13 protein-coding genes are annotated in these 15,633 nt (G+C 52.0%); 9 read left to right on the forward strand and 4 right to left on the reverse strand.

Features of this window, described 5'->3' with window-relative positions; all coding sequences use genetic code 11:
* Positions 1-72 precede the first annotated feature (72 nt).
* Complete coding sequence (locus BM123_RS07805; RefSeq protein WP_090167016.1) at positions 73-996, reverse strand: ligand-binding sensor domain-containing protein; 924 nt, start codon at positions 994-996, stop codon at positions 73-75.
* A 679-nt stretch (positions 997-1,675) separates the two neighbouring features.
* On the opposite strand from BM123_RS07805, the gene BM123_RS07810 reads away from it, so the two are divergent.
* From BM123_RS07810 to BM123_RS07820, 3 genes are all read left to right on the forward strand, one after another.
* A complete protein-coding gene (locus tag BM123_RS07810; protein WP_090167017.1) occupies positions 1,676-2,371 on the forward strand; it encodes a succinate dehydrogenase cytochrome b subunit in 696 nt (231 codons plus the stop codon).
* 28 nt (positions 2,372-2,399) lie between these two features.
* Positions 2,400-4,394 (forward strand): fumarate reductase/succinate dehydrogenase flavoprotein subunit, encoded by a 1,995-nt coding sequence (locus BM123_RS07815; RefSeq protein WP_175489291.1) that lies wholly within the window; start codon positions 2,400-2,402, stop codon positions 4,392-4,394.
* 107 nt (positions 4,395-4,501) lie between these two features.
* Positions 4,502-5,266 carry a succinate dehydrogenase/fumarate reductase iron-sulfur subunit gene (locus tag BM123_RS07820; protein WP_090167019.1) on the forward strand — a complete coding sequence of 255 codons (765 nt, stop codon included), beginning with the start codon at positions 4,502-4,504 and terminating at the stop codon, positions 5,264-5,266.
* Between the two features lie 64 nt (positions 5,267-5,330).
* On the opposite strand, the gene BM123_RS07825 is transcribed toward BM123_RS07820, so the two are convergent.
* Positions 5,331-6,107: a nucleotidyl transferase AbiEii/AbiGii toxin family protein gene (locus BM123_RS07825; RefSeq protein ID WP_090167021.1), complete on the reverse strand. Its 777-nt coding sequence runs from the start codon at positions 6,105-6,107 to the stop codon at positions 5,331-5,333.
* Positions 6,104-6,775 carry a type IV toxin-antitoxin system AbiEi family antitoxin domain-containing protein gene (locus BM123_RS07830; RefSeq protein ID WP_090167023.1) on the reverse strand — a complete coding sequence of 224 codons (672 nt, stop codon included), beginning with the start codon at positions 6,773-6,775 and terminating at the stop codon, positions 6,104-6,106. Before BM123_RS07830 ends, BM123_RS07825 begins: the two co-directional genes overlap by 4 nt.
* A 23-nt stretch (positions 6,776-6,798) precedes the next feature.
* Between BM123_RS07830 and BM123_RS07835 the strand changes: the two genes are divergently transcribed.
* From BM123_RS07835 to BM123_RS07855, 5 genes are all read left to right on the forward strand, one after another.
* The gene (locus tag BM123_RS07835; RefSeq protein WP_090167025.1) at positions 6,799-7,737 is read left to right on the forward strand and encodes an N-acetylmuramoyl-L-alanine amidase; all 939 of its coding nucleotides are present in this window, start codon (positions 6,799-6,801) and stop codon (positions 7,735-7,737) included.
* 316 nt (positions 7,738-8,053) lie between these two features.
* A complete protein-coding gene (gene ung / locus BM123_RS07840; RefSeq protein WP_090167027.1) occupies positions 8,054-8,722 on the forward strand; it encodes a uracil-DNA glycosylase in 669 nt (222 codons plus the stop codon).
* 203 nt (positions 8,723-8,925) lie between these two features.
* Positions 8,926-9,588 carry a hypothetical protein gene (locus BM123_RS07845; protein WP_139211807.1) on the forward strand — a complete coding sequence of 221 codons (663 nt, stop codon included), beginning with the start codon at positions 8,926-8,928 and terminating at the stop codon, positions 9,586-9,588.
* A 42-nt stretch (positions 9,589-9,630) separates the two neighbouring features.
* Positions 9,631-11,019 (forward strand): ABC transporter permease, encoded by a 1,389-nt coding sequence (locus BM123_RS07850; protein WP_090167031.1) that lies wholly within the window; start codon positions 9,631-9,633, stop codon positions 11,017-11,019.
* Complete coding sequence (locus tag BM123_RS07855) at positions 11,016-12,191, forward strand: ABC transporter permease (protein WP_090167033.1); 1,176 nt, start codon at positions 11,016-11,018, stop codon at positions 12,189-12,191. Before BM123_RS07850 ends, BM123_RS07855 begins: the two co-directional genes overlap by 4 nt.
* 176 nt (positions 12,192-12,367) lie before the next feature.
* Here the strand turns inward: BM123_RS07855 and BM123_RS07860 are convergent, their stop codons facing one another.
* The gene (locus tag BM123_RS07860; protein WP_090167035.1) at positions 12,368-12,886 is read right to left on the reverse strand and encodes a GNAT family N-acetyltransferase; all 519 of its coding nucleotides are present in this window, start codon (positions 12,884-12,886) and stop codon (positions 12,368-12,370) included.
* 223 nt (positions 12,887-13,109) lie between these two features.
* Between BM123_RS07860 and BM123_RS07865 the strand changes: the two genes are divergently transcribed.
* Positions 13,110-15,479 (forward strand): outer membrane beta-barrel family protein, encoded by a 2,370-nt coding sequence (locus BM123_RS07865; RefSeq protein ID WP_090167038.1) that lies wholly within the window; start codon positions 13,110-13,112, stop codon positions 15,477-15,479.
* Positions 15,480-15,633 lie beyond the last annotated feature (154 nt).

The raw sequence follows: 15,633 nt of genomic DNA on the forward strand, positions 1-15,633 counted from the left end.
CCACTGCTTGGTCATATTCTGTATAGTTTGGCGACTTACAAAATACGACTGACAGCCTTTATATCGAAGAAATCATAATTTTAGACACGCTCTAAATCTAAATTGGTACATACCTTTAGTTACGTCCGCTAAGACTAATGCATTACTATCAGACAACGAAATCATTTGATTTATAAATAAATCAAGAACCGGCCACGTACCTACTTTTCGACCTTTATGAAAAATAACTGGGCTCTGCCCATTAGCTGCAGCTAAATATCCTCCAGGAAGTAAGTCAATCCAATAATGAGTCCTCGTATTACCTAATTTAGAGGGCAGTACATTTTGCATTCCCTCCATCTGCCAATATTCACCTGACCCAACCATGTACTTCATTTCCATTGAATCATTACTCTTTCTATTAACATTATTCAGATACCCTCGCTTAACAGGAAAAATATCCGCACTACGATCCGGATTAATTCCATCTGAATAAATATAAAAATGGGTTGAATCTTCTCCGGAAATTTTTCGAACACCACCATTCTGACTAAATCCGAATATGCCCGTTTTTTGAAGACGTATAATTATCTCCCCTTCTTGGCTGATATCAATGAAATTTACAAATTCTCCAAACTCACGAGTTGAAGCAATTTTATCATTATGCGCAAACTCGACAAATCGCCCCCTTTCTAAATAGTATACCCTACCTGAATAGGTTCCCGCCCAAACAGTCCCAATAGTATCTAAATGCAGGTAAAAAACCACCACATCCTCCAGCCCATCATCGCTATCAAAAACCTCAAATTCATAGCCATCAAAGCGAGCCACCCCATTATCCGTCCCCACCCAGATGTATCCTTCCTGGTCTTCCAGGACGGTGTAGACTTCTGAGCTGGGCAGGCCATCGTCAGTAGTGAAATGACGAAAGTCCAATTGCACATCCTGCGCCACCAATCCACTGCACAACAGTAATTGACCCAAAAAGAAAACGGCCAATTGACAAAGAAAACGCATAAGTACTACTCAATTGGTGGAGAGGGTAAAAGTAGAGGATCACGGAAGAATGAGGAAACAGAGGGGAGCAGGTGGCTATTCGGGCGCTTAAAACGGTAATCAGCGGACGAACCGTTGCCAAAGTCTGTATAGAGCTGTAAAACAATCAGGGTGAGACGGGCAATTAAGCCTGACTCACCCCGATAAGACAGTTATCAGCCCACGGAGGAGATGATACGTTTTTCCGCCACTGAAAATAGGGTTAAAGGTCGGCGGATAGCTAATAGGAAGGTCAGGTACTTAGTTTCTGAAAGCTGTTTAAAGGGTAAATCGGTGTTACTCAAAAAGATTGTGCATCAAATATGCAGGCGTTTGTCCGAATCTGTAGCCTGTGTTTAAAATCGGCAGACAACCATTTAATATTCGGTACGCCCTCCCCCCACCCTGCTCCAAAAGGCTTCCCTGGAACCTGTACTTCGGCTTCGCTCAGCACCACGGCGAGCGCCCGGAGGCAGGTCTTCCCCGTGGTGTCAACAGCTTGGTCCTTACCCGCATTTTCTCCCTGACCAGGACAAGAAAGCAGGGCAATCCTTGATTAGACAAAATCTAAACAACTGCAAGCTCGCTTTCCACCGTCAACCTCTTCGTTTCTCTGACCTTTAACACTTAGTTTTGCCGCGTTTGCTAAAACTTATACTGTATGAATACTTGGTTCGGTCGCTTCATCACTTCCAGCATTGGCAAGAAGGTAGTGATGGCCCTCACGGGATTATTTCTGATCACTTTCCTCATTGTCCACTTGGTGGGCAACCTCCAACTGCTGAGCAGTGGTGGTGGTCAGGCATTTAATGAATATGCCTACTTTATGACGCATAATCCGCTGATTAAATTCACCAGCTATGGATTGTACGCCTTCATTCTCATCCACGCCTTTCAGGGCATTGCCCTCTGGCTCAAGAACCGTTCAGCCCGTGGCAGCCAGGGATATGCAGTGAAAGTAAATCGTACGGCAGGCGCCAGTAAAGCCTCCGTCCGGATGGGCGCACTGGGCACCATCATCCTTGTTTTCATTCTTCTACACATGTACCAGTTCTGGCTGCAGATGAAACTAGGCAACACCGCCATGATCGGCTACGACGGCGGTGAGCAGGTAAAAGATCTTTATTCTCTCGTTAAGGGTGTCTACGCGAACCCTGTCTTTGTTGTCATTTACGTAATCAGCATGATCGTGATTGGTTTCCACCTCTGGCACGGATTTGAGTCTGCCTTTCAGACCCTTGGTCTAAACCACCCGAAATGGACGCCACTCATTAAGTTCGTAGGCCGCACTTACAGTGTACTCGTCCCACTCGGTTTTGCCATCATCCCCATCTGGATGTATCTCGCACAACAGTAACCTATCACTTCCATTTAAAAGCACAATCATGGCATTACAATCCAACGTCCCACCCGGTGAACTCGGTGAAAAGTGGACCAAGTATCGCTCCTCGATGCCGCTCGTGGCGCCGAACAACAAGCGCCGCATTGAAGTGATCATCGTCGGCACCGGCCTGGCCGGTGGCGCTGCCGCAGCTACGCTGGGCGAACTCGGTTATAAGGTAAAGGTTTTCACCTTTCACGACAGCCCCCGCCGCGCGCACTCTATTGCTGCTCAGGGTGGCATTAACGCCGCTAAGAACTATCAGAACGACGGAGACTCTGTTTACCGTCTCTTTTATGACACCATTAAAGGCGGCGATTACCGTAGCCGGGAAGCCAACGTTCACCGTTTGGCTGAAGTAAGTGTCAACATCATCGACCAGGCCGTAGCCCAGGGCGTACCCTTCGCCCGGGAATACGGTGGCCTGCTGGCTAACCGCTCTTTCGGCGGTGTACAGGTAAGCCGGACGTTCTACGCCCGTGGACAAACCGGACAGCAGTTGCTGCTCGGCGCCTACCAGTCGCTCAGCCGCCAGGTAAGCCTCGGTAACGTAACCATGTATAACCGCCACGAGATGGTGGACGTGGTGAAAATCGACGGCAAAGCCAGAGGCATCATCGCCCGCAATCTCCTGACGGGAGAGCTGGAGCGTCATGGTGCTCATGCCGTCGTTCTCGGCACCGGTGGTTACGGCAACGTTTTCTACCTCTCTACCAACGCCATGAACTCCAACGTGTCAGCCGCCTGGCGCGCCGTAAAGAAGGGAGCTTATATGGCCAACCCTTGTTTCACGCAGATTCACCCGACCTGCATCCCGGTTTCGGGCGAGTATCAGTCTAAGCTTACGCTGATGTCTGAATCTCTGCGCAACGACGGCCGTGTTTGGGTACCGAAAAATCAGGAGGACGCAAAAGCCATCCGTGAGGGTCGTAAGACCGGCCTTGACATTCCGGAAGCGGATCGCGATTACTACCTGGAGCGCCGCTACCCGGCCTTCGGCAACCTGGTCCCCCGTGACGTTGCCAGCCGTGCCGCAAAAACAGCTTGTGACGAAGGTCTCGGTGTAAGCCCTACCGGTTTGGCCGTTTATCTGGACTTTGCCGACGCTATCCAACGCTATGGTAAAAGTCAGGCAACGACCCTGAATGAGACCAACGCTTCCGCAGCCCGGATTCGTGAACTGGGTACCGCAGTAGTGGCCGAGAAATACGGGAACCTCTTCGAGATGTACGAGAAGATCACCGGCGAGAACCCTTACGTGATGCCGATGAAAATTTACCCTGCGGTCCACTACACTATGGGCGGTCTTTGGGTCGATTACAATCTGCAGACAAACGTTCCTGGCCTCTTCGCTGCCGGTGAAGCCAACTTCAGCGATCACGGTGCTAACCGCCTCGGTGCTTCGGCATTGATGCAGGGGCTTGCTGATGGTTACTTTGTTCTTCCTTACACCATTGGTACTTTCCTGGCCAACGAAATTCGTACGCCGATGATCGATCCGAACGGGAAAGAATTCATGGAGGCCGAAAAGGCCGTTGCCGACCGCATCACCCGAGTGATGGGCGTACAGGGCAACCAATCAGTCGAAAGCTTCCACCGTCGCCTGGGCAAATACATGTGGGACTATTGCGGAATGGCGCGTAACGCTGATGGCCTCGCTAAGGGCCGTGAGCTGATCCGTGAATTGCGCGAAGAGTTCTACCGTGATGTGTTCGTTCCCGGAACTGCAGATGAGTACAATCCGGAACTGGAAAAAGCCCTTCGTGTGGCCGACTTCCTGGAACTCGGAGAACTTATGATGGTCGACGCGCTGGACCGCAACGAAAGCTGTGGCGGGCACTTCCGCGAGGAATACCAGACTCCTGAAGGCGAAGCGCTTCGTCGGGATGACGAATACACTTACGTTTCGGCATGGGAATGGGACGATAATCAACCGATCCTGCACAAGGAGAATCTCGAGTTCGAGAATGTAGAACTCAAGACCCGCTCCTACAAATAATTCACCGCCGGTTCTTTTCCGGCTTTCCAACCTGAGGGGTGCTTTCGGGCGCAGACGCAGGTGCAGAGAAAGGCTTGAAAAGAGCAGGGTTCAAAAACCAAGAAATTATGAGCGCTGACAACATGAAGCTCACCCTTAAAATCTGGCGGCAGAAAAATGCAAACGCCAAAGGTCATTTCGACACGCACACGCTTGACGGAGTAACCTCTCACATGTCCTTCCTCGAGATGCTCGATGTTCTCAACGAGCAGATCATTCAGGAAAAGAAGGAACCCGTTGCCTTTGAGCACGACTGTCGTGAAGGTATCTGTGGCACCTGTAGCCTGGTCATCAATGGCTACCCCCACGGCCCGCAGCAAGGTACCACAACCTGCCAGCTGCACATGCGTCATTTCAAGGATGGTGACACCATCACCATCGAGCCCTGGCGCTCGGCGGCCTTCCCGATTGTTAAAGACCTGGTCGTTAACCGGGATTCTTTTGACCGTATCATCCAGGCCGGCGGCTACATTTCCGTCAATACCGGACAGGCGCAGGATGGCAACGCCATCCCCATCGAAAAAGACGTGGCCAACGAAGCCATGGATGCTGCCACCTGCATCGGTTGCGGTGCTTGTGTAGCGGCATGTCCTAATGCTTCTGCGATGCTCTTTACTTCTGCAAAAGTGAGCCACCTGGCCCATATGCCGCAGGGTGAAGTGGAAGCCTCCCAGCGGGCTATCCGCATGGTAGAACAGCACGACGCCGAAGGATTCGGTCGTTGTTCCAACATTACTGCCTGTGAAGCAGAGTGCCCGAAGGAGATTTCCGTAGAGCACATCGCTCGCCTGAACCGGGAGTACCTCTCGGCAAGTGTCGGTTCTGACAAGTAAGAAATGCTAACCTAGCAAATTGCCGGCCGAACTTAGAACGTATCTGGGTTCGGCCGTTTTTTTTTTACAAGGCCACATTCGCCCAGAAGGAGGAAAAATTTCGTACGGATTCTACATCCGTTCGCTGCATGAGGAAAGGCATTACGTCCTTTGCTAAAAGATCAAAGTCTAAGGTATCAATCTTTTCTTGCACCATAGACCGTAAGCCTTGGGGTGAGGCGACCTGAAAACGGTTATGGAGATAGTCGTAGTCAGGCTTTATTTGCTGAAGGATAAAGTGGAGGTCGTAAAAATCTCTACCCTTAGCCCGCTTCCGGCCCATTACCGCAGCAACTTTCTGGCTGGCGAGGAGGGCTAGCGGAGTGATTAAAATATCGTGGCGGATACCAAATTTATTGAGATCGAATATCTCCGGCTTGTACTCGAAATGTTGCTTTTCGGTGTCTAGTTTGATCATAAGCTTGGCTTCCTTATGTCCACTCAATCCATAATCGAAGAGTAAGGCGGGGAAACGAATATTGCAGTGATAAGCTCCTTTATAGGCAAACTTCAATTCGACTTTATACCCCCTTAGTTCAAGGTGCCGTTTGATAGCTTTTGCGGTATCTTCAAATTCTGACTTGCCCAGTCCTACATTATCAAAATCAAGATCTTCAGAGAACCGTTCTGTACCGTATGCGATGCGTAGACAAGTTCCCCCAAGGAAAGTGTATTTATGACCTAGTTTGCTTTGAAAGATTGCTTGAAGTATCTCATACTGTAGATACTCTCGTAGAAGTTGCATTCCTTCAGCATGTAAGTTTTCGGGATACCATTTCTTAATTTGTTGTAGCTCCATCATAAGTCATGAATTTCGAGCAGTAAGGCAATTCTCTTAAACAAAGTTTCTGAGTTAATCTGATGAGCATAAAGGAACATTTGAGTCCAGTCGATATCTTCCTTTAATCCAAAATGGTCGAATCTCATTCCTTCAATCCATGCGGGATCAGAGAAATCTGATTCGAGGTAAGCCAGATCAATAAGTGCTTTTTCGGGCCGTGCGATACAGTAGCTATGTTCCCGCCAGGGGACAACTTCATATCCGAAAAACAAATCAGTCTTTACGTGTCGAAAAGAATACCGGCGATCATCAATTTCAAAGCTTTTCGTTTTCCGTGTTGAGATTGCTGTGGTCTCGTAAACATGCTCTGGTATCAACCCGTAATAGTGTAACGCAGAATGAAGAGAGACGTAAGATGGCTCGTATAGATTGTTGGATACTGTAAAACGATCTACTTCCGACCGAATGTCAAAGTCTACTGTACGATACAGACCATTTCTGATTTTGATAATTCGGCCAGCCTTTTGCCAACGTGTAATTATGTTTGGATCATAGTTTTCTCCAAACCGAAGCCGTAACAAACTTGGTGTTATGAACACCCTATCTTTAGGAAGCGAATAAATCAAATCATTTCTTTTTTTCAGTAACAGCTGAAAAAAAGAAATAGTTTCACTTTCCAAATTCTCCATCCTCCTGCGTAACTTGCGCCACTATGCAGGATTTCCTTCAGGCCATCGTTGACATTATCGCCGTTCTTTTCGGTGATACTCCGGAGCGACCCCGCACGCCAAAGCCCCTGCCGCCGGCTCTACCGCCGGCTTCTCCACCAACACCACAAGCAGACCCGGATGAGCCGCAGGACGCCAGTGAAGTAAGTAAAGGAGAAGATGCCGTAGTGATCAGTCACGAAGCGGAGCCTCCGCGGGAGGAAGATGGTGATGAATTCGACGAAAACCCGCTCCCCGCACCGGATGATCCGGTACTACCTCCCATTGATCCCGACAGCCGGCCCACCGGCCCGGTTCGCCCTGCTCCTGAATACCGCGCCCGCTACCTATGGTGTATTGACAACGGTCACGGAGCATTGACGCAGGGCAAACGAAGCCCGGTCCTCTCGGACGGTCGCCAACTCCTGGAGTATGAATTTAACCGGGATATTAGCGCCCGGATTTTTGCTCAACTCGATGACATTGGCGTTGCTTATTATAACGTCATCCCAGAAGTTCAGGTAGGGAACTTCCTCACTGAACGGGTAAACCGTGCGAACAGCGTCAGCAGTGCGCTTCCTAAATTATTCGTTAGCATTCATGGCAACGCTGGCCCGGCTGACAGCTTACAAGACTATACTGACGATCGCGTTCGCGGTATTGAGACCTGGTATTATCACGGTAGTACCCGCGGACGAAACATGGCTGCCATTTTCCAGCGTCACCTGATCGAAGAAACCGGACTGGTCAACCGACACCTGCGTTCTAAAGTAACCGGACAGTTCTTCGTCTTGCGTGCTACCCGTATGCCAGCCATACTGACCGAGAATGGCTTTTATAACAATCGCTTTGAGCTACCGCTGATGCTTACCGATGGCTTCCGGCAACAAATTGCGGATGCGCACGTGCGGGCGATTATGGAAATTGAGCGGGACGGGATTTAAGGGTAGTTCTTATTCCGTAGTTTTTAAGGGTAAGGTTGTTCCGTTTATTGAAGGTGAGCCGCAACGAATTTTTGGGGCCTTATCCGGGTTAACCGCCGCAGCTGCGAAGCAAAACCCAGACCTGTGTTACAAAGCTCTCCTAGCTGGCACGCTGAAAAGCGTTATGCCTCCAGCCTTATAATAAACGGAACACCCTGTTTTTAAGGGATACCGCCCCCTGGAGCATTAGGTAAAGGCAAAGTTCTTCGTATAGTTTTGAACCTCCGCCGCTACCCCTACATTACTACAAAACTACCGACTACATTACTACCTCCCCATGTCCAACGTCAAAATTGAACCGAGCTGGAAAGAAGCTCTTTCCGAAGAATTCACCAAGCCTTATTTCAGGATGCTGACCACTTTCCTCAAAGAGGAGAAAGCCGCCGGCAAGGCCATCTACCCGCCCGGTCCGCTCATATTCAACGCTTACAACACAACCCCCATCGACGAGGTCAAAGTCGTCATTCTGGGGCAGGACCCTTACCACAACCCCGGTCAGGCGATGGGTCTGAGCTTCAGCGTTCCGAAAGGAGTAACCATTCCTCCCAGCCTGAGAAATATCTACAAGGAGCTCAACACCAGTATTGGACTGGAGAAGCCGAACCACGGTGACCTGACTCACTGGGCCGAGCAAGGTGTATTTCTGCTTAATGCCATGCTAACGGTGGAAAAAAACGACCCCGGAAGCCATAAGCGATCCGGCTGGCAGTTTTTTACCGACGCCTCCATCAAGGCCATTAGTGACCGGCGGGAGAACGTCGTTTTTATGCTCTGGGGTGCTTTTGCCCGCAAGAAAAAAATATTGATCGACGAGTCTAAGCACCTGGTGCTGGAAAGTGCTCATCCTTCGCCCTTTAGCGCAGACCGGGGGTTTTTCGGGAATAATCATTTCGTGCTGGCTAATGAATATTTGGCGAAGCATGGCCGGGAGGAGATTGTATGGTAGCTCCGTGTATTAGACATCAGTGATGTTTCTGCCTCCACGCCGCTCTGCGCATGAACGGAGTCAGCGCGCATTCCTCGCACTGAAGACGAATGCTTTAAAGCAATTACGCGGAGCGTACTTAGCCCGTACACGCGCGAAGCGCGTGGTGACCGGCATCCCCACAACTCTCCTTACCTTCGTTCTCCCCCATAAACTGAGAGCCCATGCCAAGGTTGCTACACCTGCCATTTTACTTTGCTTTATTAACGATTCTCTGCACCTGCGGTCCCGCGCCCAAAATCAGCCCCACTACGGTGGTGGGCAATGTCCGGTACAACGCAACTAATCAACTGATGGTCGCCACGCTGAACATCAGCCCGGTAGACACTGTAGGCGTACAAGCCCCGCCTACCCTGCTCGGCTCGGCCATGCCACCGCTGGAAAGAGCCGGACCTGGCAGTTTCCGGACCCGCCGCCAATTGCATTTTCCGGGTGATCTTCAAATGACCCTGCCCTGCGGGCAAGCCTCCGAATGTGTACTCGACTATACCTTCAACCCCGTCTTTGCGGATTCGATTCCCTCCGAGATAAGCCTGGCCCGAACGGTTGCTTTTCCCGTGGCCAACGTGGGCCTGAAAGAGCAGGAGTCATTGGTTATTTTCTTTGAACCTCTTGATCGAAGCAACCCCAAACGCATTCAACTCATCGGCCCCACAGATTCGGGTATCCTTACCCTGCCCAAAAATTCGCTGGAGGATATTCCCGAGGGAGATTACCAGGTCTACCTCATCAAACAGCAGCTGTTTCAGGACAGCACAGCTTATTACAATGCGAGTGTGCAAACTGAATTCTTCAGCAAGAATGTGATGGTTAACGTACGGCAATAGCAGCCTTTGTATCTTGCCTTTCCTGCCACCAAAAAGTAACCCTTGCTTTCTTACGCCCTTCGCCGACTGCTATACCTGCCGCTGAGCCTCTTCCTGCTCAGCCTGCTCTGCTTCGGCCTCCGGGCGATCACGCCCGGTGACCCCGTTGAGAGTCAACTCCCTCCGGCAGAATCCCGAACGGCCAGCAGCAAACCCGCTGCCTACGACGCAAGCTACCGACGGGCGGCCGCTGCCCTGGGCTACGATCTGCCGACCTTTTACTTTTCGTTAAACAACGCAGCTCTGCCAGACACCCTGCACCGCATTGGCCGACCTGCGGAGCGAAGAATGCTACGAGCCCTGACGCTTTCCAGCGGCAACTGGCCCGCCGTGCAAGACTACTACCTTGCGGTTCGCCAGCTGGCCTTCGGGGAAGACACTGAAGCGGGGATCAACAGCATCCCCGTCGCCCGCCGTCTCCTCCTGCAGGATGACCCAAAAGCGGTGGCGGCGGCGGTGAACAGCCTGCCCGACGATCAACTCTCCCAGCCGGTAAAAGCTGCTTTTAGCCAGGTGATGGACGGCAGCCAGCGACACCGCCTGCTGCTGCCCGCTTTCCGTTGGCACGGTGCACAAAACCAATACCACCACTGGCTCTTACGAATATTGAGCGGAGACTTTGGCAACTCCTATCTCGACCGCAGGCCGGTAGCCAGCAAAATCGGTCAGGCCATGCGCTGGACGATTCTGCTCAACGGAATCGCCATCCTGCTCGTCTACCTCGTCTCCCTGCCGGTAGGGCTCTACGCCGCAGGCTACCGCGGAAGTCGGTTTGATCGTTACTCCACTACCCTCCTGTTCATACTCTTTGGTTTACCCAGCTTCTGGATTGCGACCCTGGTGACAAACTACTTCACCACCCCTGCCTTCGGGATGGACTTTTTCCCGAGCATGGGCTTCGGGGACATTCCCGATGGCGCCTCCTGGTGGACGGCGCTGAAGATCAGGGGGAGCCACCTCTTTCTGCCGGTGATGTGCCTGGCCTACCCCAGCTTTGCCTACGTGAGCCGGCACTTGCGTCGTTCCGCCGTGAAGGAACTGGACCAGGCATACGTCACGACCGCCAGGTTGAAGGGACTATCCAGAAGTCAGATACTCTGGAAGCATGTGCTGCGCAATGCTTCCTTCCCGATCATCACGCTGCTTGGCGGCCTCTTCCCCGCCTTGCTGGCGGGGAGTGTGCTCATTGAGCGGATTTTCAATCTACCGGGCATGGGGCAATTACTCTACACTGCTGCGGTGGGCAGAGACTGGCCCATCGTCATCACCCTCGTTTTGCTCAACGGGCTACTCACCGCTGCGGGGCTCTTGCTGGCGGACCTGGCCTATGCCTTTACTGACCCGCGTGTGCGGCTTGGCAGTGCAACCACCTTCACAAACAATGCGGCGTGAAGGAAAAAAGAAAAAGACATACCGTAGCCCGATGGTGGCTGATCGGCTTGCTGACCGTGGCGGTCTTCGCTGATTTCATTGCGAATGACCGTCCGTTGATCGCTTCAGTCAACGGGGAAACCCGCTTTCCGGTACTGCATGAATACGGAGAAACCCTTGGTCTGGCGGAACATTATTCTCCCGTCGTTCGCAGCTGGAAGCGGGTAGAAACGGACTGGGCCATCTGGCCCGTTGTCCCTTACTCCGCAGGGGGAACCGACCTCAAAAATGGCAACTATCGCTCGCCCTTCGGCGAGCAGGACACCGGCGATCGCGCGCGCCACTGGTTGGGTACCGACGAGCTGGGGCGCGACGTCGCGGCAGGCCTCATCCGGGGGACCCGGATAGCCGTTCTGGTTGGCTTTGGATCGGTGCTGATCTCTCTGTTACTCGGTATTCCGCTCGGCGGCATTGCTGGCTTTTTCGGAAACCACGGCCTTCGGGCACCGCGTTATCATTGGTGGGGCTGGGCGGTCGGCGGTACCCTGGGGGTCCTCTACGCAAGCCTTAGCCTGATCCCTTTCTACCGACTGGAAAGCACAGTAGCCATCACTGGCTTGGCCATCAGTTGTTTTGCCCTTGGCGGATGGTTATTTCGCAGTCTGTTATCCTTCATTCCAGCGCTAAAAAAGGAGACGGCTTTTCCCGCAGACACCCTCGTCCTGCAGGGAATCGAACTCTTCGTTAACATCCCGGCGCTCGTGCTGTTGATTGCGCTGATCGCCATTATCAACCAGCCGTCTATCGGTATCGTAGTCCTCATCATTGGCGTATTACGCTGGCCTTCCGTTGCGCGGTATTTGCGGGCGGAGCTGCTACGCATCCGGAGCCTTCCCTACATCGAAGCGGCCCGGGTGAACGGCATTCCGAAATGGCGGATCCTCTTCCGCCACGCGCTGCCGAACGCGCTGGGGCCACTACTGATCGTCAGTAGTTTTGCCCTGGGCGGAGCCGTTTTGCTGGAAGCCTTTCTTTCCTTTCTGGGCATTGGCATCCCGGCCGACGAGGTTACCTGGGGTAGCCTGCTGCGACAATCCCGGACGCATCCCCAGGCCTGGTGGATGGCTGTTTTCCCGGGCTTACTGCTGACAGGGACGGTGCTGGCGGCGAATCTTCTTGGGGAGGAGGGGTAGTAGGATAGTTTGATAGTATTGATAGTTTGATAGTGGGCTACCGCATTTTGGAGGTGAGGGAGGGCATCGCAAATGATTCTCGACTCTGACTCGATCTTAAATTGAGCTACCGCAGGTTGGAGGCGTGGAGAGGGCGCGGACGCAGGTGCAGGGTGAGGTTATAGGAGCGAAAAACCCTACTCCCTAAGGTCCTTCGTTAAATAAAAGACCAGGCTATGATCAATAGTGACCTGATCGCCAAAGGTTAAAGATTTTGAGTTTTGGGTGATGCCGTTGCCATCCGGGACGTAGCCACGCTTTACGTACAGAATTTGCGCCTTACCGTAATCCTTAAAGACACCAAAGCCGATACCGGCAAGGGGGGAAACAGGCTTGATTCTACGCTCGGCTTCGTCCATTAAGGCAGTGCCAATGCCTTTCCGCTGATACTTGTGCAGCACGTTGAAATCAACGACTTCCGGGATACCCTTTTCCTGAAAAGGCGGGTAATCAGGCGTCCATTTGATGGCCAGGTATCCGGCGAAATCACCGTCGACTTCCGCGATGATGGGTTCCAGTTTTTTGCTTTTCTGGAGGTCGAAATAGTGGAGGTAGAGGGAGCTGGGTTTATGGTCTCCCTGCAGCTCAAAGGCTTTGCTGATGGCCTTAGCATCTGCTTTGGACAGTGATCTGAAAAGTAGGGTATGCTTATCCACAGGCTTATTAATTTAGATACGAACGGTGGTCTGACCTTAGCTCAATGCGGCCACGTATCTGATCCGTTTACGGACAGAAAATAGGGCTAAAAGGTTACATGCAGTCAGAGGGCAATGGACATCGTCCCGAACCGTCGATTAATTAGGCCCAACGGTAGATCAGCTGAATAATCAATGAACTAAATCAGGGAGCCTGCAATTTCACCTTCAGATAAAATTCCTTATGAAACAACGTTACTATCACACCCTGCTCTTGTTGGTCTTCCTTTGCACCTGCGCCAGCGCCCAGAGCACCATCACCGGACGGGTAGTCGATGAGAAGAGCGGACAACCCATTGAATTCGCTACCGTGCTGGTTTCTGACGCAAGCACCAAAGCGGGCGTTGGCGGAACGACTACCGACCTGGCGGGCAACTTCACGCTGGAGACATCTACCGAAGCCGTTTACCTGGACATAAGTTTTATTGGTTTTACCACCCGTCGGGTGGAAGAACTGACCTTCAGCAACGGTAAGGCCGACCTTGGCCTGTTGGAGCTCTCCGCCGAGGGTCAAACCCTGGAAGAAGTAACCGTCCGGGCCGAGAAGTCACAGACGGAGTTTAAGCTCGACAAGCGGGTTTTCAACGTCGGTAAAGACCTGAGTAGTACCGGTGCCAGTGCGCTGGAAGTGCTCAATAATGTGCCTTCCGTGAACGTCAACATCGAAGGTGAAATTCAGTTGCGCGGCAGCGGTGGCGTACAGATTCTGGTCAACGGTAAGCCCTCCGTCATTGCCAGCGAGCAGGGCAATCTTTTGGGTACCATCACGGCCGACATGATCGAAAGCATCGAAGTGATCACCAACCCATCCGCGAAGTACGACGCGGAAGGCACCTCGGGCATCATTAACGTTGTACTCAAAAAAGAAGAGCGCAAAGGCCTCAACGGAGCCATCTCCATCAATGGCGGTATACCGGACAACCACAGTATTGGCCTGAGTCTGAACCGCCGCACGGAAAAGTTCAACCTCTTCAGCCAGTTCGGCATCGGCTACCGGGAACTGCCCAATGATCAGCGTGCCATTAATGAAGACCGGGTGAGCGGAACGACGGTCTCCAGCGAAGGCGAAGAGTTTCGGAATGAGCTATACTACAATGCCGTGCTAGGCACGGATTACATGATCAACGAGCGTAATGTCATTACCCTCTCGGGTAATTTCTCTTACGAGATTGAAGACCAGCCCTCCCGCAACGACTTCACCCTCACGGACGCAAGCAATGAGATTCTCTCCAGCTGGAAGCGGGAGGAGGTCACCGAGGCCACCAACCCAAAGTACCAGTTTGAGTTACAATACAAGCGTGACTTTGAAGATCATAAGGATCATGACCTGATTCTGAGTGCCATCGGCACCCTGTTTTCAAAAGATCAATCTTCAGAGTTTACCAATACTACCCTATCGGGAATTGATCAGGATGGCCGCCAGCAGACGCGTACCAACTTTGGCAACCAGGAGAATACCTTCAAGGTGGACTATACCCGGCCCGTCAACGAAAAAATGACGGTGGAAACCGGTGCTCAGTACATTACCAGTAACGTTGACAATGACTTTTCGGTGAGCGATTTTGACGGCACGGAATTCATCGTCGACCCCGACCTTACGAACATCTTCAACTGGAACCAAAAAGTACTGGCTTTCTACGGCACCGGAGCTTACCAGTTTAGTAACCTTGGCATCAAATTTGGCCTCCGGGTAGAAAACACCAACCTGACTACCCTACTGGAAACGACCAACGAAAGCAACGACCAGAATTACACAAATCTGTTTCCCAGCGCGGCTTCCTCCTACAAGATTTCCGACGCAGTCTCCGTTCAGGCCAGCTACTCCCGTCGCATCTTCCGCCCTCGCCTCTGGGATCTGAACCCTTTCTTCAACCCACGCAACAACTTCAACATCCGCGTTGGCAATCCCAATTTGCAACCGGAATTCACCGACTCCTACGAGGTAACGAGCATCTTCATCCTCGGCGAGACCTCCCTGAATTTTGGCATTTACCAACGCTACACCACGGACGTGGTGGAGCGAATCACGACCTTCCAGGACAACGTCAGTATCACCGCCCCACAAAATATTGGCACCAATCGCACGACCGGTCTGGAGCTGAATTTCAAAACCCTGCCGGCCAAATTCATGACCATTACGGGAGACGCCAACTACAGCTTTTTCTCCCGGAAAGGAGAACTGGAAGGAACCTCTTTTGACTTTTCTGCCGATCAGTACTCCGGCAAGTTGACGACCAAGTTCAACCTTCCCCTTGATTTTGACTTCGAGGTCACGGGGCAGTACCAGTCTTCTTTCCAAACGGTACAGAGTCAGGTGAGCGACCAGCTTTTTGCGGACCTTGGGCTGCGTAAAAAGCTGTTTGACGGCAAAGGAGCGGTGAGTTTTAGTGTTCGGGACGTCTTCGCTTCCCGCATTCAGGAAAGTGTCATTGATCAGGCTGAGGTATTCCAGTATAGCCGCCGGCTACGCGGACGCTTCATCACCCTTGGTTTTAGCTACGGCTTCGGTAAAGGGGAAACGATGGAGTATCTGGGCCAACGGCGCAGGGGGTAGGTTGGTCTTTGGGTTCGTTGGTCTTTTAGTTCGTTGGTCTTTTGGGGGCAAACTAACGCATACCCGTTGCCGGCCCCTCGAAAGACCATTTTATCCTGCGCTGCGAAGCAGCCTCCTCCCACTCCTTATTCAACAGACAAACGAACTTGCTAAA

It is taken from the genome of Neolewinella agarilytica (assembly GCF_900110645.1).
GTDB lineage: Bacteria > Bacteroidota > Bacteroidia > Chitinophagales > Saprospiraceae > Neolewinella > Neolewinella agarilytica.

What these genes read in the sequence shown, in the direction of transcription:
- BM123_RS07865 (WP_090167038.1), top strand. Translation starts at nt 13,110, where the DNA reads ATGAAACAACGTTACTATCACACCCTGCTCTTGTTGGTCTTCCTTTGC.
- BM123_RS07830 (WP_090167023.1), bottom strand. Translation starts at nt 6,775, where the DNA reads ATGGAGAATTTGGAAAGTGAAACTATTTCTTTTTTTCAGCTGTTACTG.
- BM123_RS07805 (WP_090167016.1), bottom strand. Translation starts at nt 996, where the DNA reads ATGCGTTTTCTTTGTCAATTGGCCGTTTTCTTTTTGGGTCAATTACTG.
- BM123_RS07820 (WP_090167019.1), top strand. Translation starts at nt 4,502, where the DNA reads ATGAGCGCTGACAACATGAAGCTCACCCTTAAAATCTGGCGGCAGAAA.
- BM123_RS07815 (WP_175489291.1), top strand. Translation starts at nt 2,400, where the DNA reads ATGGCATTACAATCCAACGTCCCACCCGGTGAACTCGGTGAAAAGTGG.
- BM123_RS07845 (WP_139211807.1), top strand. Translation starts at nt 8,926, where the DNA reads ATGCCAAGGTTGCTACACCTGCCATTTTACTTTGCTTTATTAACGATT.
- BM123_RS07810 (WP_090167017.1), top strand. Translation starts at nt 1,676, where the DNA reads ATGAATACTTGGTTCGGTCGCTTCATCACTTCCAGCATTGGCAAGAAG.
- ung (WP_090167027.1), top strand. Translation starts at nt 8,054, where the DNA reads ATGTCCAACGTCAAAATTGAACCGAGCTGGAAAGAAGCTCTTTCCGAA.
- BM123_RS07835 (WP_090167025.1), top strand. Translation starts at nt 6,799, where the DNA reads ATGCAGGATTTCCTTCAGGCCATCGTTGACATTATCGCCGTTCTTTTC.
- BM123_RS07825 (WP_090167021.1), bottom strand. Translation starts at nt 6,107, where the DNA reads ATGATGGAGCTACAACAAATTAAGAAATGGTATCCCGAAAACTTACAT.